This is a genomic window from Actinospongiicola halichondriae (assembly GCF_049103745.1).
Taxonomy (GTDB): domain Bacteria; phylum Actinomycetota; class Acidimicrobiia; order Acidimicrobiales; family Salinilacustritrichaceae; genus Salinilacustrithrix; species Salinilacustrithrix halichondriae.
Map to the genome: position 1 here is coordinate 2,110,439 of NZ_CP171622.1, position 19,544 is coordinate 2,129,982.

Here is a 19,544-nt window from a genome sequence, read left to right on the forward strand (position 1 = left end):
GGTTACCGGCGGGTAGGCATTGACCCGAAGGTCGAGACGGAGTCCGGACCCTCGAGTGGGAGCTCGACGGTGAAGCGACAGCCCAGCCCGCGGTTCTCGACCCGGATGGTCCCGTTGTGCGCACCGACCAGACCGTGGGCGATGGCCAGGCCGAGGCCACCACCGCCCCCGCCGCTCCCCCGTGCGTCGTCGCCCCGGAAGGCGAGGTCGAAGACCCGCCCCAGGTCGTCGTCGGGGATGCCGCCACAGGCGTCGGCCACCGACACCGTGGCGTTGCCGTCGAGGACGCCGCAGCAGACCTCGACGTCCGATCCGGCCGGTGTGTGGCGGATGGCGTTGTCGAGCAGATTGCGCACGACCCGGGTCAGCTCCGCCGGCGCCACGCGCAGCGCCGGGTCGTCGCCACCGTTCTCTCCCCGGAGGCGAACGCCCTTCGCGGTGGCGACGGGCATCGCCCCCGCCACGGCCTCGGCGACGATGTCGCCCAACGTGACCTCCTCGAGACGCAGGTCGAGGGCGCCGGCCTCGATCCGGCTGAGCTCGAACAGGTCGTCGACGAGCATCGCCAGTCGATCGGTCTCGCGACGCATGGTCGCGTGATAGCGGGCGACGTCTGCCGCGTCGTCGACGACGCCGTCCTCGAGCGCCTCGACCATCGCCCGGATCCCTGCCAGCGGCGTCCGCAGGTCGTGGCTGACCCACGCGATGAGTTCGCGCCGGGCCGACTCCATGGCCCGTTCCTTGCGGCGGGCGTCGTCCAGCCGCTCGGACGCGAGGTGCAGCTCCTCGGCGAGACGGTGCAGTTCGTGGGCAACAGGGACGTCGCCGACCATGATCAGATCGCCGTCGCCGAGTCGCCGTGTGAGGTCCTCGAGGTCGCGGCTCGCCGTGCTGATACGCGAGCCGAACCGGATCGCCATCAGCACCGCCGCCGTCGACGATGCCAACAGCACGACCAGGAGGGCGCCGAGGTCGTGGGACGAGACGAACATCGCGTAGGCCGCCAGGACCACGCCGACCCCAGTGCCGAGGACCGACACCAGCGCAACGGCGACGCCCTGGGCCCGCAGCGTTGCCGTTCGCATCGACCGCAGGACGAGCGAGCCGAACACCGCAGCGGCGAGAGCACCGCCACCGGCGAGGCCGAGCAGCGACGCAGTGTCACCGCGTGGAAGGTCGAGCAGCCATGCCGTGGAGACCGTGAGCGAGACGCCGACCGCGACGATGACCGCCTGCGCCCGGAGACCCATCGCGCCGGTCATGCCACGAACCGATAGCCGACGCCCCAGACCGTGGCCAGATGCTGGGGATCGCTGGGGTCGGCCTCGACCTTCTCGCGGAGCCGTCGCACGTGGACCGTGACGGTCGAGGTGTCACCGAACGTGTAGCCCCACACCTTCTCGAGCAGCTCCTCGCGACGGAACGCCGTGTTCGGATTGCGCATCAGGAACGCGAGCAACTCGAACTCGCGTGCCGTGAGCGACACCACCGTGCCGGCCCGCCGGACCTCGCGGGCGGCGACGTCGACCTCCAGGTCGCCGGCGGTGAGGACGGGAGAGGACCCCGCCTCGACGGTCTCGAGCTGACCCTGCACCCGCCGCAGCACGGCCTTCACCCGGGCGACGAGTTCACGGGGAGAGAACGGTTTCGTGATGTAGTCGTCCGCACCCATCTCGAGGCCGATGATCCGGTCGGTCTCGTCGCCGCGAGCGGTCAGCATCACGACCGGGACCGGCGCAAGGGCGCGGAGGCGGCGGAACAGTTCGGCGCCGTCGATGCCCGGGAGCATGAGATCGAGGACGACCAGGTCGGGGGGATCGGCCAGCAAGGCGTCGAGCGCCTCGCCACCGTGACCGTACGAGTCGACACGGAAGCCGTCCTTCTCGAGGTATCGCACGACCACCTCGGCGATCGCCAGATCGTCCTCGACGACGACGATGTGTTGGGCGTCGACCATGGTGCTGCATCGTAGGGACGGCACCGCGACGCAGTGCGGCGACGGCAGATGTTCAGCACTTCGTAAGCGCCAGAGCGGGTCTGTTCCGGGAGGCGGCTGGGTACGTTCCCGCAGGTGTTCGTTCTCGTGATGGCCAAAGAGCCGGTGCCGGGCCGCGTGAAGACGCGCCTGTGTCCTCCGTGTACGCCGTCCCAGGCCAGCGACATCGCGGCGGCGGCACTCGCCGACACGTTCGATGCCGCGACGGCATCCGGTGCCGACGAGGTCGTCGCTGCGCTCGACGGCTCCCCCGGACCGTGGCTCCCCGCCGGGGTGCGGGTCGTGCCACAGGTCGACGAGTCGTTCGACCGGCGCCTCGCTGCAGCGTGGGCTCAGACATCGGGCGCCGGCATCCAGATCGGGATGGACACGCCCCAGATCACCGGAGCGGTCCTGGACGATGCGATGGCGCTGCTCACGGATCACGACGCCGTCCTCGGTGAGGCCACCGATGGTGGCTGGTGGGCGATCGGACTCCACGAGGCCGACGAACGTGTCTTCCACGGCGTGCCCATGAGCACCGACCACACCGGGGCAGCGCAGCGAGCACGCCTCGAGTCGCTCGGGCTCCGGGTGGGCGACCTCCCCCGCATGACCGACGTCGACCACTTCGCCGAGGCATCGACGGTTGCCGAGTCGGCACCCGACACCCGCTTCGCGGAGGCAGTCCGGCGGGTCCACCAGAGGCCCACCGACGGAGTCGCCTGATGTCCACCACCGCACCCGCCGCTCGACTCGTCTCCTCGTGTGGACTCGATCTCGCGCCCGACGCCGACCGCTGGTTCGCCGCTCCCGACGAGGACGACCTGTTCGCGCTCGACGGCCTCGACCACCCGATCCTCGACGTCGGCTGCGGACCCGGGCGCATCGTCGCCCACCTGGCCGCGCAGGGGGTCACGACCCTCGGCGTCGACGTGAGCACCGAGGCGATCCTCCACGCCCGCGAGTTGGGCGCTCCGGTCCTGCACCGCTCGATCTTCGAACCGCTGCCCGGCACCGGACGTTGGGGCGCTGCGGTTCTCCTCGACGGGAACATCGGCATCGGTGGCGACCCGGCCGCATTGCTCGTCCGTCTCCACGAACTGTTGCGTCCGGGCGGCCGAGTCGTCGCCGAGGTCGGCGAGCCAGGGTCCGAGACACGCGTCATCGAGGCGAGGATCTCGATGGGCGACTCGCGCACCGGATGGTTCCCCTGGGCCGTGGTCGGTGCCGACGGCATCGGGGCGGCTGCGGTGCTGGCCGACATGACCCTCCTCTCGATCCGTCGATCGGGCGAGCGCTGGTTCGCCACGCTCCAGCGCGACTGACCGATCCACGGCGGGCCCGTGTCACGATGCACGGGTGGCCGATCCCGTCATCCACCGCTCACGCTTCGACGACCTGCGTCCGCGTGACCTCTACGACATCCTCCGTCTGCGCAGCGAGATCTTCGTGGTCGAACAGGACTGCGTCTTCCTCGATCTCGACGGTCGCGACCACGAGCCCGACGCGCTCCACCTCTGGATCCGGGACGACCTCGGCGTGGTGGCTGCGGTCCGCATCCTCGACCCCGGAACCGACCGCTCGTCGATCGGACGGGTGGTCACACGGGCCGACGCTCGCTCCAGCGGCGCGGCCTCGACGCTCATGCGTGCGGCGGTCGACGACCTGGAACGCGGCGGCGCTCCGACGATCCACCTCGGCGCCCAGGCGCACCTGGCCGACTGGTACGGACGCTTCGGCTTCGAGATCAGCGGACCCGGCTACGACGAGGACGGCATCCCGCACGTCCCGATGACCCGTCACACCACGCTCGAGAGCAGCTCGTGAGCCTCGTACCACTCGACACCGGGATCTTCGCCTGGCTCGCCGACGACCCCGGAGACGGTCGACCGAACGCCGGACTGGTGGTCGACGAGGACGCGGCCACCGCCGTCGACACCTTGTGCGTGCCGTCGCAGACCGAGGCTTTCATCGCTGCGATCGAAGAGCTCGGCCTCCGCGTGCGGCGGACCGTCCTCACGGGTTCGACGATCGAGTCGGTCGGGGGCTCGGCGCTGTTCACCATGTCGGGGATGTACGGCCGTCAGCAGACCAGCGTCCACCTCGACCAGGAACCGACGCCCGACATCTACCGACGGCTGCACCCCGCCGTGGCCCACGAGTTCGACGACGAGCTCCGCACCCGTCCCGTGAGCCACATCGTCGCCGAGACGGCCCGCCTCACCCCGGCGATCTCGCTCCACCCGTGTTCGGGTTCGCAGGCCGAGAACCTCGTCGCCGTCGTCGGAGGTGCGGGCATCTGCTTCGCCGGCGCGATGGCCAGCTTCGGGGTGACGCCTCGCTGCTACCAGGGAGATCCTGGCCGCTGGGCCGACGAGCTCGACGTGCTGCTCGACCTCGCACCGATCATCATCCCCGGACACGGACCCATCGGCGGCGAGGAGGAGGTCCGCGATCTGCAGGGCTACCTCAGGGCGTGTGTGGACGCTCGCGGCGACGTGACCGCCATCCCGCCCGGACCGTGGGATGCGTGGACCCAGCGGGAGTTCGACGAGGTCAACGTCGAACGCGCCGCGATGCTCGCCCGGGGCGACGACGCCATCCCGCCGTCGATGCTTCGAGCGGCCGGCCTCTGACCCCTCGGGTCAATCGCTCAGCGGGTGTCCATCACGCGGAAGCACTCGGCGAGGCGTCCTGCGCCCAGGCCGCCCGCTTCGGCGTTCGCTCCGTTCCAGGTCCGCAGACGCGCTTCCATCTCCTCGCCTCCGGTGTTCTGGCTGACGTGACATCGGAGCGCCTTCATCTTGCGGTCGAAGGTGTCGGTGATGTCGACGTAGGTGTCGGCCTCGTCCCCGTTCCCCATGATCCAGAGTTCCTCGACCGACCATGCCTCGTGGCCGTCGTCGACGAGTTCGGGGAACGTGAACGGGTTGCGGGCATCGGGGTACACGGCGCAGCAGGCGGCCTCGCCGGTCGCGATGTGGTCGGGGTGGTTCCGATACATGCTGTCGAGCGTGCGCAGCGGCGACTGCGTGACCACCCGGCGCGGACGGAGCATCCGGATGATGCGTGAGATGTCGCGACGGAGGTCGAGCGAGACCTCGAGGCGTCCGTCGGGATAGCCGAGGAAGTGGAGTTCGTCGACACCCACGGCCTCGGCCGCGGCCGTCTGCTCACCGCGCCGGATGCCCGGGATGTCGGAGCGCGGGACGTCGGGATCGAACCCACCGGCGTCGCCGTCGGTGACGATGCAGTACGACACCGACGCTCCGGCATCGGTCCAACGGGCGATCGAACCGGCGACGCCGAAGTCGACGTCATCGGGGTGCGCCGTGACGACCAGGACCCGTTCCACCTCATCATCTGCGAGCATCGCCCCACGCTATCGGCCGTCTCCCCGCACGGGATCGGGTCGACGATCGGTACGCGGGCGGGCGGGAGGCGCTAGGAAGTCCGACATGCGGAGAATCGCCGTACTGGGGCTGACGGTGTGGATCGTGGCGTTCGCGTCGCCGGCGGATGCTCGACCGGCCCAGCCCGACCCCACCGACGCCGCCACCGGCGTGGTCCGCCAGATCTGCGACCTCCAGTGGATCGACGAGGTCTGCAGCCAGTTCGCGTACGACGATCCGCAGTACGTCTCGGGAGAGGACCCGAACCCGGACCTGCCCCTGGTCCAGCGAGTCGGCGTGTTCCACGAGCACAGCGGCTACTCGGACGGCGACCCCACGAAGAAGCCCGCCGACTACTTCGCTGCGGCGAAGACGGGCCACAACACGGCCGACGGCGGCGGCGACACGGGCGTGATCCTCGACTTCCTCCTGTCGAGCGAGCACTCCGAGAACGAGAAGCTCCCGATCACGACGGCGCGTGCGTGCATCGATCCGTCCACCATCCCCGACGGGATCGCGGCGCTCGACCCGAAGGCGATCATTCCCCCGCTGCTGTGCGAGAACGTGCTCGCCGAGGACCACTACCGGAAGTGGGCCGAGACACTCGCCCAAGCCGTCACCGCCACCGACTTCGACGACACCGCCGCCGAGGGGACCGACCCCTACACCGGGTTCACGGCCATGCGCGGCTACGAGTGGACGAACGACTACTTCAACCATCTCGGGGTCTACTTTTCGCGCAACGTGCGCAACGCCAAGATCGATGGCAGCTACGTGTCGATGGACTTCTTCTGGGACTGGCTGCGTACGCCCTCGACCGAAGGTGGCGGCGACGACGCGCTCGTCGTGTTCAACCATCCCGGCGGCAACCCCTCGCTCTCCCCCTTCGACGGCGACCTCCCGATCAACCAACTCCTCGCCGACGTGGCCGGCAACGGCAACTGGAACAACATCGCCCTCGTGGCCGACGTCGACGACCGGGTCGCCGGCATCGAGATCCGGGGCGGCGACGACCTGAGTTGGTACCTGCGGGCGCTCTCGAACGGATGGCACCTCGGACCCGTCGCCGCCGAGGACGAGCACGAGACCGAATGGGCGTCGTCGGACGACGACAAGACCGTGATGCTCACCCGAGGTCGCAGCCCCCGCGACTACTACTTCGCTCTGCAGAACCACCGGACGGTGTCGATCGACAGTGCCCTCGTCACCGGCGAACCCGGCACCCCGGCGAAGGTCCCGTCGGTGCTGTTCTGGGCCGACGGCGATTCGATCGACGACCCCGACGCGACGGTTCTCGGCGGAACCGTCGTCGGCGACGGCACCCATCGACTCGAACTGGACCTCGCCGGACTGCCCGAGGGCCACCAGGCCGTCCTGCTGGGCAATGCCCTCGATGCACCGCTTGCGCTCGGTACCGCCGGCTCCGACGGCCGGCTGCGTGTCGGACAGGACGTCGCGGCGTCGACCCAGGCCGAGCGTTGGTGGGTCGTGGTCACCTGCGCAGCCGAGGTGACCGATTGCGGCGTCGGCGAGGACTACAGCATCGTGACCGCTCCGATCTGGGTCCGCTCGTCGTCCGCCCAACCCGGCGGCGTCGTCACGCCGGTGGTGCCCGCTCCCCCGGCCGACGGTGATGTGGGCGACGCTCGACTTCCGGCGACCGGTGGCGCCCCGACACCATGGATCGTGGTCGCCGCCCTCGTCGTCGGCGGCGTGTTCGTACGCTCCGCGGTCGGCGGCGCGGCGCGGCCGCTGGACCGTTCCTGAACGAACGATGACGTCGACCCTGGTCGCGAGCCAGCCGGCGGGGACGGTCGTAGCCTGGTCACATGTCCTTCTTCGGCCGTGACAAGACCTCCATGATCTCCCCCGAGGACGCGCTTCCGGGCCGCGCAGGCGAGATGCCCGTGGCACCCGCGCACGTCGTGCTCGGGACGCCGCTCCAGGGTCCGTGGCCCGACGGCCACGAGGTGCTCGTGGTGGGCATGGGCTGCTTCTGGGGTGCAGAGCGCATCTTCTGGGAGATCCCCGGCGTCCACTCCACCGCCGTCGGCTACATGGGCGGTTGGACGAAGAATCCGACCTACGAGGAGACGTGCACCGCGCGGACCGGGCACACCGAGGCCGTCCAGGTCGTCTACGACCCGTCGCTGGTCGACATCGACACGCTCATGAAGGCGTTCTGGGAGAACCACGACCCGACGACGGAGAACCGGCAGGGCAACGACGTCGGCACCCAGTACCGCTCGGCGATCTTCCCGACGACCGAGGCGCAGCTCACGGCCGTCGAGGCCTCACGGGATCGCTACCAACGCGCCCTCGACGACGCCGGCTTCGGCCAGATCACGACCCAGATCGCGTTGGCGGAAGATGCCGGCGACGGCGTCTTCTACTACGCCGAGGACTACCACCAGGGGTATCTGCACAAGCACCCCGGCGGCTACTGCAATCACGGGTACTGCCAGGTCGGCTACCCGGCCGACGAGCACGGTCAGACGCCGTCGGACGTCCGCCTCCCCGACGCCTGAACCGGTCTCCGGCGCCGGCGCCCCGTCACACCGTGGTCGTTCGCAACGTGCCGATCGGTACGTACCATGTCGAATTCGTACCGCAACGTGCCGATCGGTACGTACCGAACATGCACAGTCGTGACGGGGTGACGGGGTGACGGGGTGACGGACTAGCCGACGTTGGCGATGCCGCCGTCGACGACGATCGTCTCGCCCACGAGGTAGGTCGAACCCTTGCCGGCGAGGAAGAGCGCCGCTGCGGCCATGTCGTCGGGCTGGCCGATACGTCGGGCGGGGACGCCGGCGGCGACCATGTCGCGGCCCTCCTCGGTCCCCAGCGCGAACGCCATCATCTTCGACTCGAAGGGACCGGGCGCGATCGCGTTGACGAGCACCTTGTCGCGCACCAGGTTCTTGGCCAGGTGGCGGGTGAGGGCGAGGATCCCGGCCTTGGTCGTGCTGTAGGCGTACGTCTCCATCGCCGGCGTGCGGATCCCGTCGATCGAGCCGATGTTGATGACGCGGGCGGGATCGTCATCGGTCGCGGCGGCACGCAGCGCAGGAAGGAACGCCTGCGTCAGGAGGAAGGCCCCCTTCACGTTGATGTTGAAGAGCTTGTCGAAGGCGTCCTCGGGGTACTCGTCGAGCGGGGCCCCCCAGGTCGCGCCGGCGTTGTTGACCAGGACGTGTAGCACGTCGGTGTGCTCGGTCACCGCGGCGACGAGCGCCCCGACACCTGCGGGTGTCGACAGGTCGGCGGGAATCGACACACAGCTGCCGGCGCCCTCGATGGCGCTCATCTCGGCTGCGGCCTCGTCGCACGCCTCGGCCTTGCGAGCGGAGATGTAGACGGTGGCGCCGGCCTCGACGAAGGCGGTGGCGATCATGCGGCCGATGCCTCGGGAGCCACCGGTCACGACGACCTGCTTGCCCTCGGCGCCGAACAGTCGATCCAGGATTCCAGTCATGACCGAGAACCTAGACCCAACACCGGCGAAGACTTGACCCGTGGGTCAAGCCTTCGGTCAGGTCCTGGTCTCCCCCTCGTCGTCGTCCGCGGGGAACAGCGGGTGGACGTCAGGGTCGGGGATGTCGAGACCGGGGTTGTCGGGAAGTCGACGTCGGATGGCGTCGATCTCCTCGTCGAGGTCCTCGAGACGTGGATCTTCGGATTCGTTGCTCATGCCGACTCCCTTCCCGAGGTCGTGGCGGATGATGCCCACCCCTACGATGGTCGTCCGGAAGGTCGTCGGCCGCCCACGACCGAGAGCCACGAAACGGAAACCGTGACACCAGCACAACCCGATCAGGAGACACCCGGAACCGTCGGAGGTCTCCGCAGCCGTTTCACGGCCGGTGGGACCTGGATCGACTCCGATCTCCCGATGGCGAAGACGCTGGGCCGTCGTGTCCGGACCTTCCTCCACATCGAGACCGCCGGCGGCATCGTCCTGCTCCTCGCCACGGCGGCGGCCCTGATCTGGGCCAACAGCCCCTTCGCCGACAGCTACGACACCTTCTGGCACACGAAGCTGACGCTGATCTCGTTCAACGACTTCGCCCTGACCGAGGACCTCGGACACTGGGTGAACGACGGTCTGATGGCCATCTTCTTCTTCGTGGTCGGCCTCGAGATCAAGTCGGAACTCGTCGCCGGCGAGCTCCGGGACCCACGGAAAGCCGCCGTGCCGGTCATCGCCGCCCTCGGCGGGATGATCGTGCCCGCAGGGTTGTTCATGGTCGTCAACCTCGGCGGCGACGGCTTCGACGGCTGGGGCATCCCGATGGCGACCGACATCGCCTTCGCCCTCGGTGTCCTCGCACTGCTCGGCCCGAAGATCCCCTCGTCGCTCAAGGTGTTCCTGCTCACCCTCGCCATCGCCGACGACATCGGCGCCATCGCAGTGATCGCGATCTTCTACACCAGCGACCTCTCCCTGGGATGGTTGGCCATCGCCGTCGGGCTCATCGGCGTCATCATCTTCATGCGCATCGGGCGGGTCTGGTACATCCCGCTCTACGTCGCCGTCGGCAGTGGCGTCTGGCTCGCGACGCTCGAGTCGGGCATCCACGCCACCATCGCAGGCGTCGCCCTCGGCGTCATCACGCCGGCCGTGGCGCTGCGACCCGGCACCACCGAGACGCAGGTCGACCCCGAGACCTCCGTCGACGAGGTCCGATCGGTGATCTTCGACGTGCGCGAGACGGTCTCGGTCACCGATCGACTCCAGGCCGTGCTCCACCCGTTCTCGTCGTTCCTGATCCTCCCGTTGTTCGCCCTGGCCAACGCCGGCATCGAGATCAGCAGCGACGGCGTCCGCGATGCGTCGACGTCGCCGGTGACCATCGGTGTCATCCTCGGTCTCGTCGTCGGAAAGACCGTCGGCGTTGCCGTCGCGACCTGGATCGCGACGGCCATCGGCATCGGCGACCTGCCCGACGGTGTCCGCTGGCGCGACGTCGTCGGCGTCGGCGCGCTCGCCGGCATCGGCTTCACCGTCGCCATCTTCATCGCCGGACTCGCCTACACCGACGAAGCCGTCATCGAGGAAGCCAAGCTCGGCATCCTCGTCGCCAGCTTCCTCGCCGCCGTCGTCGGCGCCTTGATCCTGCGGCGTCCGGCGACCGAGAACGCCGAGGCGACCGAGGACGTCGACCACGTCGACCAGACCTGACCGGCGGATCGGCGTCCCGATCCCACGGCTCGGTACCCTCCCGCGCCATGGCCAACGTCTTCATCACGGGAACCTCGTCGGGCATCGGCGAGGACGCCGCGCTCCGACTCGACCGACTCGGACACACGGTGTTCGCCGGCGTGCGCCGGATCGAGGACGGCGAGGCCCTGGCCGCACGTGCGAGTTCGGGACTCACGCCCGTCGTCTGTGACGTCGCCGACGAAACCTCGATCGCCGCTGCGCTCGAGATCATCGATGCTGCGGTCGGCTCCGAAGGTCTCCAAGGCATCGTCAACAACGCCGGCGTGGCGCGTGCCGGACCGCTCGAGCACCTCCCGGTCGACGAGTGGCGGTCCCAGTTCGAGGTCAACGTGTTCGGCCAGGTCGCCGTCACCCGTGGGGCGATTCCGATGATCCGGCGAGGCAACGGACGGATCTGTTTCGTGGGCTCGGTGTCCGGTCGCATGGGCAGCCCGTTGATGGGCCCCTACTCGGGCTCGAAGTTCGCGATCGAGGGCATCGCACAGTCGCTCCGCGAGGAACTCCGGCCGTGGGACATCGAGGTGTCGGTCGTCGAGCCCGGTCCGATCAAGACCGCGATCTGGGCCAAGGGCCACGCCTACGCATCGGAGATGGAGGCGCGCCTCGGACCGGAGGCCATGGACCAGTACCGCGACCAGATCGAGGGCGCGGTGAAGGGCATCGACAACAACGAACGCATCGGCGCGTCCACGTCGAAGACCTCCGACGCCATCGAGCACGCCTTGTTCGCGTCGCGGCCCAAGCACCGCTATCTCGTCGGCACGCCGGCGAAGCTCGCCGGACCGCTCACCCGCCTGCTGCCCGACAAGGCACTCGGCGCGCTCATGCGTCTGATGGGCCCCTGAGTCAGGACGTCGCCGCGACGAAGTCGATCAACACGGCCGCGAGTTCCGGACCCCGGTCCTCCTGGAGGAAGTGACCGCCGCCTTCGATGGTGGTGTGAGCCTGGCCCTGCGCGCCGGGGACCTTGGCCAGGAACGGCGCGTCGCCGCCCTTGGTCACCGCGTCCTGGTCGCTGAAGGTGAGCAGGAACGGCTTGGTGAACTGCTCGAGCACGGTCCACGCCGCGACGTTGACGGCGCTCGCCGGGTCGTCCGGGCTCGTCGGCACCAGCGCGGGGAAGATCCGGGCACCGGCCTTGAACGTGTCGTCGGGGAATGGCGCGTCGTAGCCGGCGATGACGTCGTCGGCGAGGTCGGTCGCACAACCGCCACCGATGATCGCGCCCACCGGGAAGTGCTCCGTCTCCTGCGAGAACTTCTGCCAGGCGAGAAACGCTTCGCTCGCCGGACCGTGCCCGGTCGGGAGGCCCGTGTTCCCGATCGCGACGCGTGCGTAGCGGTCCGGGTCGGCGGCGACGAGGCGGAGCCCGACGAGGCCGCCCCAGTCCTGACCGAAGAAGGTGATGTCGCGTAGGTCGAGATGGTCGAAGAGCAGTTGGCGCATCCACTTGACGTGGCGGGCGTAGGTGTAGTCGGACTGCTCGGTCGGCTTGTCACTCCGGCCGAACCCGACCAGGTCGGGTGCGATCACACGATGGCCGGCCTCGACGAGGATGGGGATCATGTGGCGGTACAGGTAGGACCACGAGGGCTCGCCGTGCATGAGCAGGATCGGCGCCGCGTCGGCGGGCCCCTCGTCGAGATGGTGGACCCGGAGCGTTCCGCCGTCGCCGTCGTCGATGTCTGCGTAGTGCGGGGCGAAGGGGTAGCCGGACAGGCCGGCGAATCGCTCGTCAGGGGTGCGGACGGTCTGCATGAGGGCTCCTGGATCGTTGGGAGAAGGATGGTCAGTACGGCTGCGGCGCGTCGGCAGCGCAGCGGAAGCCGAGGTTGCCCGCCGAGGAGTCGACGGTCGACCCGATGCGTCCCGAGGGGCGATAGCGGCGACAGTAGGACTCGTGGCAGAGGTAGGAGCCGCCCTTGGTGACCCACCGGTCGGCGTCGAGGCGGCTGGTCGTCCATTCCCACACGTTGCCGACCATGTTGTGGAAGCCCCAGGCGTTGGGCTCGTACGCGTCGACCGGACACGTTCCACGCCACCCGTCGTCGCCGGTGTCGTGGTCGGGGAACGATCCCTGCCAGACGTTCATCCGGTGCTCGCCGTCGGGTTCCCGCTCGTCACCCCACGACCAGATGGTCTCGGTGCCGGCGCGGGCGGCGCGCTCCCACTCCGCCTCGGTGGGCAGCCGGACGCCTCGCCACGTCGCGTACGCCTGCGCATCTCGCCACGACACGTGGAGTGCGGGGTGGTCGGCTCGATCGTCGATGTCGCTGTGCGGTCCCTCAGGGTGACCCCAGTCGGCCCCGAACACCTGACGCCACCACTCGGCGCCGACCACACCGCGGGTGTCGGGGAAGTCGTCGGGCAACAGCCCACCGAAGACGAACGACCAGCCGATCGACTCGGCATCGGTGACGTGCCCCGTCGCCTCGACGAATGCGGCGAACTCGGCGTTCGACACCGCGCGGGCATCGAGCAGGAACGGTGCGACCGTGACCTCGTGCGGCTCGTCACCGTCGCCGGGGTAGGCCAGCGTCGACCGTTCGCCCATCACGTAGGTGCCGCCGGGGACGGCAACCATCCCGCTGGTGTCCGCGCCGCCGCTGGTCGCCCGCTCCGTCGCCCGGTCCGTCGGCGGCGGCGAAGACACTCCCGGCTCGCGGCTCGGCGAGCAGCACGAGCTCACGGCTCGGCTCGCCGGCCCTCTGCCGTGGTCAGGCCGTCGGCCACCAGGCGGGCCAGCTCGCGAGCGACCATGGGTCCGGCGTTCTGGTTCTGACCGGTGACGAGGTTGCCGTCGACCACCCAGTGGTTGGCGAAGGGGTCACGGAATCGGGTCTGCGACTCGAACGCCGCGCCCTTGGCCCGCAGTTCGGTCTCGGGGTGCTGCGGCGTCGTGTCGCCGATGCCCAACTCGCGGATCTGCTTGTCGGTCACCGCGCTGATGGCCCGTCCCTCGACCAGCGGTCGTCCGTCCGGGGTGGTGGCGTTGCGCAGCCCGAGCGGGCCGTGACAGACGCCGCCGATCGCACGACCGAGCGCATTGGCCTCCGTCATCTTGGCAGCCAGATCGTCGCTGGTGCCGAAGTCGAACGCCGCACCCCAGCCACCGGCCAGGAAGACGATGTCGTAGTCGGCCATGTCGAGATCCCCGATGGCGAGCGAGTCGTTCACCTTGGCCCGGAACTCGTCGTCGGCGAGGAAACGGTCGTCATGCGTCGAGCGTAGGACGGGCTTCAACGACTGCGGGTCGACCGGGATCACCCCACCCTTCGGGCTGGCGACGTCGACGTCCATGCCGGCGTCGAGGAACACGTAGTACGGCGCCGTCATCTCACTCGCGAACACGCCGGTGGGCTTGCCCACGTCGAGCACCGCGTGGTTCGTCGCCACGACGAGCGCGCGCCGGCCCGGCAGCGCCGGAACGGCGTCGGCCTCGACATCGTCGGGATGCATCCCGAGTCGCTGCACGAGCCTGCGGATGGCGAGCGCAGGCCGCGGTGGGCGCCTCGCCGGCGGACCAGCGGTCGGGCGGCGCTCCTCGTAGGGCCACGGGGCGTTGCGCTCGGGCACCGACTCGGCCCGCTGGGTCTTCAGGACACCGCGCAGGTGTGCCCGGACCTCGTCGACGTCGTCGTCGGTCCAACGGTTGACGGCCTCGATCGGATCGGCGGTGAGGTCGTAGAGCTCCCACTGGTCGTCGAGGGGGGTCGTCCGATACTCGTCGCCGCCGGGACCGTCGGCTGCGAGGTGGCGCACACCGGGCTCGGTCCACGTTGACGGGTCGTCGAACGTCCGGACCAGCTTCCACAGATGGTCCGCTCCCCCGACGGCGTCGGCCTCGGCGACCCGGACGACGATGCCCTCGAAGTTGGCGGCCACGTGTGCGGGCACCTGGATCCGCAACGGGGTGGGTGGTCCTGCGACACGGCCCAGCCGCCGAGCGACTGCCGATGCTCCACTGTCACCTTCGAGCATGTTGTCGCGCGTCATCAGGTACACCGCTCGATCGACATCGGCGTCGCCGCCGTCGACCACGGTCATCAGGTCGCGGCCCGGCAGGTCGTGGACCTCGGAGAACGACGAGCGCAGCTCGGCAGCCACGGCGGCGGTGTCGATTCCGGCTGCGCCGAGGAGCGTCGGCACCAGGTCGACGTGTGAGGTCGGCGCCTCGACGGTCCGCGACTCGGTCGGGGTCGCACCGACCCGTGCGACCACGAACGGCACGCGGGTCGCCTCGTCGTAGAGGTTGAACCACTTCTGGTGCAGCCCACCGTGGGCTCCGAGCAACTCACCGTGATCGGAGGTCCGCACCAGCACCGCGTTGTCGGAGCCGCCGTCGGTGACGGCACGCCGCACTCGATCGAGCGGACCATCGACCTCGGCGTGGAGGCGGTGGTAGAGGTCGCGGTAGCGCTGACCGTTGTTCGCGTACGAACGACGGACGACAGGGACCGGGCCGTAGCCCGAGTAGTACGCCTCGCGGAAGGCGATCTGTGCCGCGGGCTTGGACGCCAGGTCTTCGTGGTCGGTGGGCGATTCGGCGACGGCCGGTGGATCGAGCGGCGACGGTTCCAGCGGGTTTCTTCGCAGCCACGCGGGGAACAACACGATGTCGTGCGGGTTGGTGAAGCTCGCAACCAGCAGGAAAGGCCGCTGCGCGGCCTCGTCGCCCGCAGCGCGACGCGCATACCGGTTCTCGAGCCAGGCGACGACGCGGTCGGCCAGCAGCGGGTCACGTCGCAACCCGCTGTCGGAGAGGCTCCCGCCGTGCGGTTCGGGGCCGACCCATCCCGAGAACCCGAACGGGTCGAGCGGATCGGCGTCGAGGTAGGCCTGCACCGCCGCTCGGTCGACGTTGCCGGCGCCGTCGTTGGTGCTCACTCGTTCGCCGGTGGCCGGGTCGTGCAGGTCGGCGTGGGAGATGTGCCACTTGCCGTCGTAGTGCGTGTCGTAGCCCGCTGCCCGGAACCAGTGCCCCAGCGTGGGGACCTCGCCCTCGCGGAGCCAGCGCATCCGAGCGTCGTCCGCGACCTTGCCGAGACCGTCGGTCTGGGTCACACCGTGCACGTCGGGGTACTGCCCGGTGAAGAGGGTGGGTCGGCTGGGCACGCAGGCCAGTGAGCCGGTGTAGTGCCTCTGGAAGCTGACGCCGTGTTCGTCGAACCAGCGACGTCCGGCCAGGGCCTCGGTGCGCCAGGCCTGCAGTTCGTCCGACTCGTAGGGCGGTGCAGCACGTTCCTCGTCGGTCATGACGATGACGATGTCGGGGCGGTCAGACACGGAGTGCCTCCAGGTGGGTGGCGAGGCCGGCGAGCATCACGTCGGACTGCTTGGACAGGACACGACAGACCACACGCTCGGCCACTCGTTGCGGGGGCCGCGGGCCGATCTCGACGGTGGTCGTCAACGACGCACGGGTCGACGCTCGACCGTCCGCCACCAACTCCCAGCGGTTCCGGACGGTGCGCAGGCGAGGCGGGAGCCCATGGAGGTCATAGGCCAGTGACGTCGGCGCCTCGACCGCACAGATCTTCTCGACGATGACGTTGCGCCCGACCTGCACACGACGGGAGAGACCGACGACCAAGGACGAACCGTCGTCGTCGGCACGCTCGGGACGGGAGAGGATGCACGAGTGATCGACGTTGGCCGCCCACGTGCTGATCGCGCCGAAGTCCGTCAGCACGGCCCAGACCGCGTCGAGCTCGGCGGGGATGACCCCGGTGCGGGTGATGTCGGTCATGGGCGTGGCTCCCGGTCTCGTGCCGCCGGCATCCAGCTGGGACCGGCGGTCTCGTCGATCCTGCGGACGAGCGCCGCGCCGACCGGTTCGACCAGGGCGAGGAACTCGTTGGTCCGCTCCTCACCGAGGTGTCGCCACGCGACCTCGCAGATCCGATCGAGTCGGTCCTCGAGCGACTGTCGGTACTCGATGCCCCGCGCGTTCACGGTGTCGTCGGTGACGAATCCGCGCTCCGCCAAGAGGTCCATCGCCGATGCCAGAGCGGCGTCGTCTGCACCGCGACTGCGCGGCAGCCAGTCGCTCGCATAGTTCCGCCACGCCCCGTCGAGAATGCCCGCCGCCGTGCCGTCGAGACCCTCGGCGATCTGGATCGCCCAGTGGGTGTCGCCGCGCCACTCACGGATGCAGTTCACGGCGAGCCATGCCGAGATCAGCGGGGCATCCGCTCGGCGGCGCTCCGAGAGGCTCGCGGCGAGGACCCGCCCACCCATCGGCAGCGCATCGACCACGTCCCAGAGGGGCGCCGCCAGTGCAGCGAGGCCGTCGCAGACGCCGGGCGCGTGACGAACCAGACCTTCGGCCACCGCCTCGTCCCGTGCCGTCGCCGCCGCCTCGAAGGTGGTGTGCTCGCGGCAGAGCCCGAGCGACATCGCGACGAAGTCCGGGTGGATCGAGCCGAACGCGGCGGCGACCGCCGCATCCCCGCTGTCGCCGAGCGAGGCGCCGCGGCTCGCGATGTAGTAGCCGAGACCATCCGGGACACCGAGGGCCGCGTACCGCTCGACACCGACGGGGTCCCAGAAGATCCAGCCGACGAGTCGGTGCGACGCCAGGGCCGCGCTGCGTGTCAGATCGGTCCAGTCAGCCACCCTTCCATGAGACTCTATTGCGAGTCGTATTGTCAATATCTTCTGCGTCGAGCACTCCCACAACATGCGCGATCGGTACGATGCACTCGTGGCGACTCAGGCACTGGACGCAGCAGACGGTCGACGGGCCCGACGAGACCGCAACCGCGCGTCGGTCATCGACGCCCTGTTCGACCTCCTCGTCGACGGTTCGTTCCCGACCACCGAGGCCATCGCCGAGCGGGCCGGCGTCTCGGTGTCGTCGGTGTTCCGCTACTTCGAGAGCCTCGACGACCTCCAACGCCAGACGATCGACGCCCACTTCGACCGCTTCGGCCCGCTGTTCGACGTCCCGTCTCCCGGCGAGGGCGACACCGCCGAGCGGATCCAGCGCTTCGTCGACGCCCGCCTGGCGCTCTACGAAGCCGTCGCCCCCGTGGCGCGTCTCGCACGAGCGCGGGCCTACGACCAACCGCTGATCGCCGAACGCCTCACCGAGGTGCGCAAGAGCTTCGTACGCCAGATCCGCGACCACTTCGCCGCCGAACTCGAGGCCTTGTCGCCGGCGCGGGCCGAAGACACGGCGCACCTCGTCGATGCGTCGACCTCGTTCGAGACCTGGGACCTGCTGTCGACGACACACGACCGGACCGGACGCCAGATCCGCCGAGCGTGGATCGACGGCATCGCCGCCCTGCTCTGACCCTTGCGAACGACCGGAGGAACCCGATGCCCGACACCGAGACCCTGAACCTCGTGCAGGACTCGCTGCTGCGACGGATGCGAGCGATGCACTCGCTCTACCACCAGGCCGTCGACACGATGGACCTGGAGCACGTCAATCACTTCGAGCGTCCCGGGGTCCTGCCCATCGCGTTCTCGCTGTTCCACTACACGAACATGGAGGACTCCACGTTCATGGTGCTGAGCGGCGAGCTGCCGACCTGGAACGAGGAGTGGCAGTCGCGGGTGCAGATGACCATCGACGACCACGGCAAGGAGGAGACCGTGGCGACGATGGAGGACCAGCGCATCGGCGACTACGAGGCGTTCAAGGAGTACCAGCGCACCGTCTTCTCACGCACCGAGGCGTACATCGAGGCCATGGACCCGGCCGACTTCACGCGGGTGGTCATCGCTCCCCCGTTCCCCGACCAGGTGGCCAGCACCTACAGCGCCCGCGTCGCCGGACCCCAGGGAATCACGGTTCTCGACGCTTTCGAGTGCTGGCACTACCAGCACGGTCTGCGCCACATGGGTGAGATCGAGCTCGCCCGTGGCCTCGTCGGTCTCGGGGGGATGACCTCCTAGCCACGAACCTCTTCCGGGGCGTGGACCTCGACCCGGTGCAGATCGTCGCCCAGTTCGATCACTCCCTCGAAGTGTTCGGCTGCGAGGGCACGCCAGTCGTCGCCACCGCCCGAGGGGAAGCTCGGCACGTAGTGGGTCATCACGAGCGTCTCCATCCCGGACCGCGCCGCGGTCTGCGCTGCTTCCTGCGGAGACGAGTGGTAGTCGAGTGTGTCGATCATGCGCTGGACGGGGATGTTCTCGATCACGTCCTTGCGGATGACGGTGTGGACCAGGGCCTGCGCACCGGTGCAGAGCTCGTCGAGGCCGGCGCACGGAACCGTGTCGCCGGCGACGACGACCGATGCGCCGTCGTGGTCGAACCGGTAGGCGATGCTCGGCTCGACCGGCTTGTGGTCGGTGGGCCCGCACGTGACGCGCACCGAGCCGCCGAGGTCGACCACACCCTCGGTCACCTCGATGACCTCGACCGGCGGTGGGTAGTCGAGGTCGTCGTGATGCGCGATCCGGTAGCTGATGTCGGGCCCGAGCGACGCGACGATGTGGTCGACCACCGCCTTGGTCCCGACCGGGCCGACGATCGTCAGCGGCGTGGGCTCGAACGTCATGACCCATCGGCTCGTGATCACGTCGTTGAGGTCGGTGATGTGGTCGCTGTGCAGATGCGTGAGCAGCACCGCTCGCAGCTGTCCCGCGCCCGACATCGCCCCGGCGAGGCGCATCAGGACACCTCGCCCGGTGTCGACCAGGAACTGATCGGCCCCGCCCGTGACGAGCGTCGCCGGTCCGGCCCGATCGGGGTCGGGCAGGGGACTTCCGGTCCCGAGCAGTGTGATCGTGAGCATGGAGACCTCCGAGGTCCGGTCGTACGTGGTTGGTTGATTTGATCGTGATTCCGAGAGTCCCGGTCGCACCCCACCCCACCCCACCCCACCCCACCCCATCCGTTCTGGTGAACGATCGAGACCATCAGATGTCGTACCCGTTCACCAGAACGAGAGTTGTGGGGTGGGGGGTCGGGGGGTCGGGGGTCGGGGGT

The 19,544-nt window shown here is 69.4% G+C and carries 21 protein-coding genes and 1 pseudogene; 10 read left to right on the forward strand and 12 right to left on the reverse strand.

Features of this window, described 5'->3' with window-relative positions:
- Nucleotides 1-2 precede the first annotated feature (2 nt).
- Together AB8619_RS10385 and AB8619_RS10390 are read right to left on the reverse strand one after the other, a co-directional pair.
- Nucleotides 3-1,262, reverse strand: a complete 1,260-nt coding sequence (locus AB8619_RS10385) for a sensor histidine kinase (protein ID WP_436792568.1) — start codon at nucleotides 1,260-1,262, stop codon at nucleotides 3-5.
- Nucleotides 1,259-1,957, reverse strand: coding sequence for a response regulator (locus AB8619_RS10390; RefSeq protein WP_436792569.1), 699 nt, complete (start codon nucleotides 1,955-1,957; stop codon nucleotides 1,259-1,261). The genes AB8619_RS10385 and AB8619_RS10390 overlap by 4 nt, the downstream gene beginning before the upstream one ends.
- 114 nt (nucleotides 1,958-2,071) lie before the next feature.
- Here AB8619_RS10390 and AB8619_RS10395 point away from each other — a divergent pair, with 114 nt between their 5' ends.
- Genes AB8619_RS10395 through AB8619_RS10410 form a run of 4 tightly spaced genes read left to right on the forward strand, consistent with a single transcriptional unit; the run spans nucleotide 2,072 to nucleotide 4,614 of the window.
- A complete protein-coding gene (locus AB8619_RS10395; protein WP_436792570.1) occupies nucleotides 2,072-2,704 on the forward strand; it encodes a TIGR04282 family arsenosugar biosynthesis glycosyltransferase in 633 nt (210 codons plus the stop codon).
- On the forward strand, nucleotides 2,704-3,303 hold the full coding sequence (locus AB8619_RS10400; protein ID WP_436792571.1) for a class I SAM-dependent methyltransferase: 600 nt from the start codon (nucleotides 2,704-2,706) through the stop codon (nucleotides 3,301-3,303). Before AB8619_RS10395 ends, AB8619_RS10400 begins: the two co-directional genes overlap by 1 nt.
- A 34-nt stretch (nucleotides 3,304-3,337) precedes the next feature.
- Nucleotides 3,338-3,805 carry a GNAT family N-acetyltransferase gene (locus AB8619_RS10405; protein ID WP_436792572.1) on the forward strand — a complete coding sequence of 156 codons (468 nt, stop codon included), beginning with the start codon at nucleotides 3,338-3,340 and terminating at the stop codon, nucleotides 3,803-3,805.
- The gene (locus AB8619_RS10410) at nucleotides 3,802-4,614 is read left to right on the forward strand and encodes a hypothetical protein (protein ID WP_436792573.1); all 813 of its coding nucleotides are present in this window, start codon (nucleotides 3,802-3,804) and stop codon (nucleotides 4,612-4,614) included. The genes AB8619_RS10405 and AB8619_RS10410 overlap by 4 nt, the downstream gene beginning before the upstream one ends.
- Before the next feature lie 17 nt (nucleotides 4,615-4,631).
- Here AB8619_RS10410 and AB8619_RS10415 read toward each other — a convergent pair whose 3' ends face one another.
- Complete coding sequence (locus tag AB8619_RS10415) at nucleotides 4,632-5,351, reverse strand: PIG-L deacetylase family protein (RefSeq protein WP_436792574.1); 720 nt, start codon at nucleotides 5,349-5,351, stop codon at nucleotides 4,632-4,634.
- An 85-nt stretch (nucleotides 5,352-5,436) separates the two neighbouring features.
- On the opposite strand from AB8619_RS10415, the gene AB8619_RS10420 reads away from it, so the two are divergent.
- Complete coding sequence (locus tag AB8619_RS10420; RefSeq protein ID WP_436792575.1) at nucleotides 5,437-7,137, forward strand: hypothetical protein; 1,701 nt, start codon at nucleotides 5,437-5,439, stop codon at nucleotides 7,135-7,137.
- 62 nt (nucleotides 7,138-7,199) lie between these two features.
- A complete protein-coding gene (msrA, locus tag AB8619_RS10425) occupies nucleotides 7,200-7,898 on the forward strand; it encodes a peptide-methionine (S)-S-oxide reductase MsrA (RefSeq protein WP_436792576.1) in 699 nt (232 codons plus the stop codon).
- 152 nt (nucleotides 7,899-8,050) lie between these two features.
- On the opposite strand, the gene AB8619_RS10430 is transcribed toward msrA, so the two are convergent.
- Nucleotides 8,051-8,848 carry an SDR family oxidoreductase gene (locus tag AB8619_RS10430; protein WP_436792577.1) on the reverse strand — a complete coding sequence of 266 codons (798 nt, stop codon included), beginning with the start codon at nucleotides 8,846-8,848 and terminating at the stop codon, nucleotides 8,051-8,053.
- A gap of 57 nt (nucleotides 8,849-8,905) precedes the next feature.
- Nucleotides 8,906-9,064, reverse strand: coding sequence for a hypothetical protein (locus AB8619_RS10435; RefSeq protein WP_436792578.1), 159 nt, complete (start codon nucleotides 9,062-9,064; stop codon nucleotides 8,906-8,908).
- A gap of 201 nt (nucleotides 9,065-9,265) precedes the next feature.
- On the opposite strand from AB8619_RS10435, the gene nhaA reads away from it, so the two are divergent.
- Nucleotides 9,266-10,555 (forward strand): Na+/H+ antiporter NhaA, encoded by a 1,290-nt coding sequence (gene nhaA, locus AB8619_RS10440; RefSeq protein ID WP_436792579.1) that lies wholly within the window; start codon nucleotides 9,266-9,268, stop codon nucleotides 10,553-10,555.
- A gap of 47 nt (nucleotides 10,556-10,602) precedes the next feature.
- On the forward strand, nucleotides 10,603-11,442 hold the full coding sequence (locus AB8619_RS10445; RefSeq protein WP_436792580.1) for an SDR family oxidoreductase: 840 nt from the start codon (nucleotides 10,603-10,605) through the stop codon (nucleotides 11,440-11,442).
- Between the two features lies 1 nt (nucleotide 11,443).
- Here AB8619_RS10445 and AB8619_RS10450 read toward each other — a convergent pair whose 3' ends face one another.
- The 6 genes and pseudogenes from AB8619_RS10450 to AB8619_RS10475 form a co-directional block, all read right to left on the reverse strand.
- A complete protein-coding gene (locus tag AB8619_RS10450) occupies nucleotides 11,444-12,355 on the reverse strand; it encodes a haloalkane dehalogenase (RefSeq protein ID WP_436792581.1) in 912 nt (303 codons plus the stop codon).
- Between the two features lie 31 nt (nucleotides 12,356-12,386).
- A complete protein-coding gene (locus AB8619_RS10455; RefSeq protein ID WP_436792582.1) occupies nucleotides 12,387-13,181 on the reverse strand; it encodes a formylglycine-generating enzyme family protein in 795 nt (264 codons plus the stop codon).
- A gap of 101 nt (nucleotides 13,182-13,282) precedes the next feature.
- The gene (locus AB8619_RS10460) at nucleotides 13,283-14,056 is read right to left on the reverse strand and encodes a type 1 glutamine amidotransferase domain-containing protein (protein ID WP_436796371.1); all 774 of its coding nucleotides are present in this window, start codon (nucleotides 14,054-14,056) and stop codon (nucleotides 13,283-13,285) included.
- Between the two features lie 63 nt (nucleotides 14,057-14,119).
- Nucleotides 14,120-15,883 (reverse strand): annotated as a pseudogene (locus tag AB8619_RS10465) (sulfatase-like hydrolase/transferase); the annotation flags it as partial.
- Nucleotides 15,876-16,346, reverse strand: coding sequence for an SRPBCC family protein (locus AB8619_RS10470; RefSeq protein ID WP_436792583.1), 471 nt, complete (start codon nucleotides 16,344-16,346; stop codon nucleotides 15,876-15,878). The gene AB8619_RS10470 and the pseudogene AB8619_RS10465, both read right to left, overlap by 8 nt.
- Nucleotides 16,343-17,215, reverse strand: coding sequence for an SCO6745 family protein (locus AB8619_RS10475; RefSeq protein ID WP_436792584.1), 873 nt, complete (start codon nucleotides 17,213-17,215; stop codon nucleotides 16,343-16,345). Before AB8619_RS10475 ends, AB8619_RS10470 begins: the two co-directional genes overlap by 4 nt.
- An 88-nt stretch (nucleotides 17,216-17,303) precedes the next feature.
- Here AB8619_RS10475 and AB8619_RS10480 point away from each other — a divergent pair, with 88 nt between their 5' ends.
- Nucleotides 17,304-17,897 (forward strand): TetR/AcrR family transcriptional regulator, encoded by a 594-nt coding sequence (locus AB8619_RS10480; protein ID WP_436792585.1) that lies wholly within the window; start codon nucleotides 17,304-17,306, stop codon nucleotides 17,895-17,897.
- Nucleotides 17,898-17,923: 26 nt separating this feature from the next.
- Nucleotides 17,924-18,505, forward strand: coding sequence for a DinB family protein (locus AB8619_RS10485; RefSeq protein WP_436792586.1), 582 nt, complete (start codon nucleotides 17,924-17,926; stop codon nucleotides 18,503-18,505).
- Here the strand turns inward: AB8619_RS10485 and AB8619_RS10490 are convergent.
- Nucleotides 18,502-19,350 (reverse strand): ribonuclease Z, encoded by an 849-nt coding sequence (locus AB8619_RS10490; RefSeq protein WP_436792587.1) that lies wholly within the window; start codon nucleotides 19,348-19,350, stop codon nucleotides 18,502-18,504. The two genes, AB8619_RS10485 and AB8619_RS10490, sit on opposite strands and share 4 nt — an antisense overlap.
- Nucleotides 19,351-19,544: the final 194 nt, after the last annotated feature.

Bases quoted from the DNA above. Each gene is read 5' to 3' on its own strand.
- AB8619_RS10385 (WP_436792568.1), bottom strand. From the start codon at position 1,262: ATGACCGGCGCGATGGGTCTCCGGGCGCAGGCGGTCATCGTCGCGGTC.
- AB8619_RS10390 (WP_436792569.1), bottom strand. From the start codon at position 1,957: ATGGTCGACGCCCAACACATCGTCGTCGTCGAGGACGATCTGGCGATC.
- AB8619_RS10400 (WP_436792571.1), top strand. From the start codon at position 2,704: ATGTCCACCACCGCACCCGCCGCTCGACTCGTCTCCTCGTGTGGACTC.
- AB8619_RS10415 (WP_436792574.1), bottom strand. From the start codon at position 5,351: ATGCTCGCAGATGATGAGGTGGAACGGGTCCTGGTCGTCACGGCGCAC.
- AB8619_RS10420 (WP_436792575.1), top strand. From the start codon at position 5,437: ATGCGGAGAATCGCCGTACTGGGGCTGACGGTGTGGATCGTGGCGTTC.
- msrA (WP_436792576.1), top strand. From the start codon at position 7,200: ATGTCCTTCTTCGGCCGTGACAAGACCTCCATGATCTCCCCCGAGGAC.
- AB8619_RS10430 (WP_436792577.1), bottom strand. From the start codon at position 8,848: ATGACTGGAATCCTGGATCGACTGTTCGGCGCCGAGGGCAAGCAGGTC.
- AB8619_RS10435 (WP_436792578.1), bottom strand. From the start codon at position 9,064: ATGAGCAACGAATCCGAAGATCCACGTCTCGAGGACCTCGACGAGGAG.
- nhaA (WP_436792579.1), top strand. From the start codon at position 9,266: ATGGCGAAGACGCTGGGCCGTCGTGTCCGGACCTTCCTCCACATCGAG.
- AB8619_RS10445 (WP_436792580.1), top strand. From the start codon at position 10,603: ATGGCCAACGTCTTCATCACGGGAACCTCGTCGGGCATCGGCGAGGAC.
- AB8619_RS10450 (WP_436792581.1), bottom strand. From the start codon at position 12,355: ATGCAGACCGTCCGCACCCCTGACGAGCGATTCGCCGGCCTGTCCGGC.
- AB8619_RS10455 (WP_436792582.1), bottom strand. From the start codon at position 13,181: ATGGTTGCCGTCCCCGGCGGCACCTACGTGATGGGCGAACGGTCGACG.
- AB8619_RS10460 (WP_436796371.1), bottom strand. From the start codon at position 14,056: ATGCATCCCGACGATGTCGAGGCCGACGCCGTTCCGGCGCTGCCGGGC.
- AB8619_RS10470 (WP_436792583.1), bottom strand. From the start codon at position 16,346: ATGACCGACATCACCCGCACCGGGGTCATCCCCGCCGAGCTCGACGCG.
- AB8619_RS10485 (WP_436792586.1), top strand. From the start codon at position 17,924: ATGCCCGACACCGAGACCCTGAACCTCGTGCAGGACTCGCTGCTGCGA.
- AB8619_RS10490 (WP_436792587.1), bottom strand. From the start codon at position 19,350: ATGCTCACGATCACACTGCTCGGGACCGGAAGTCCCCTGCCCGACCCC.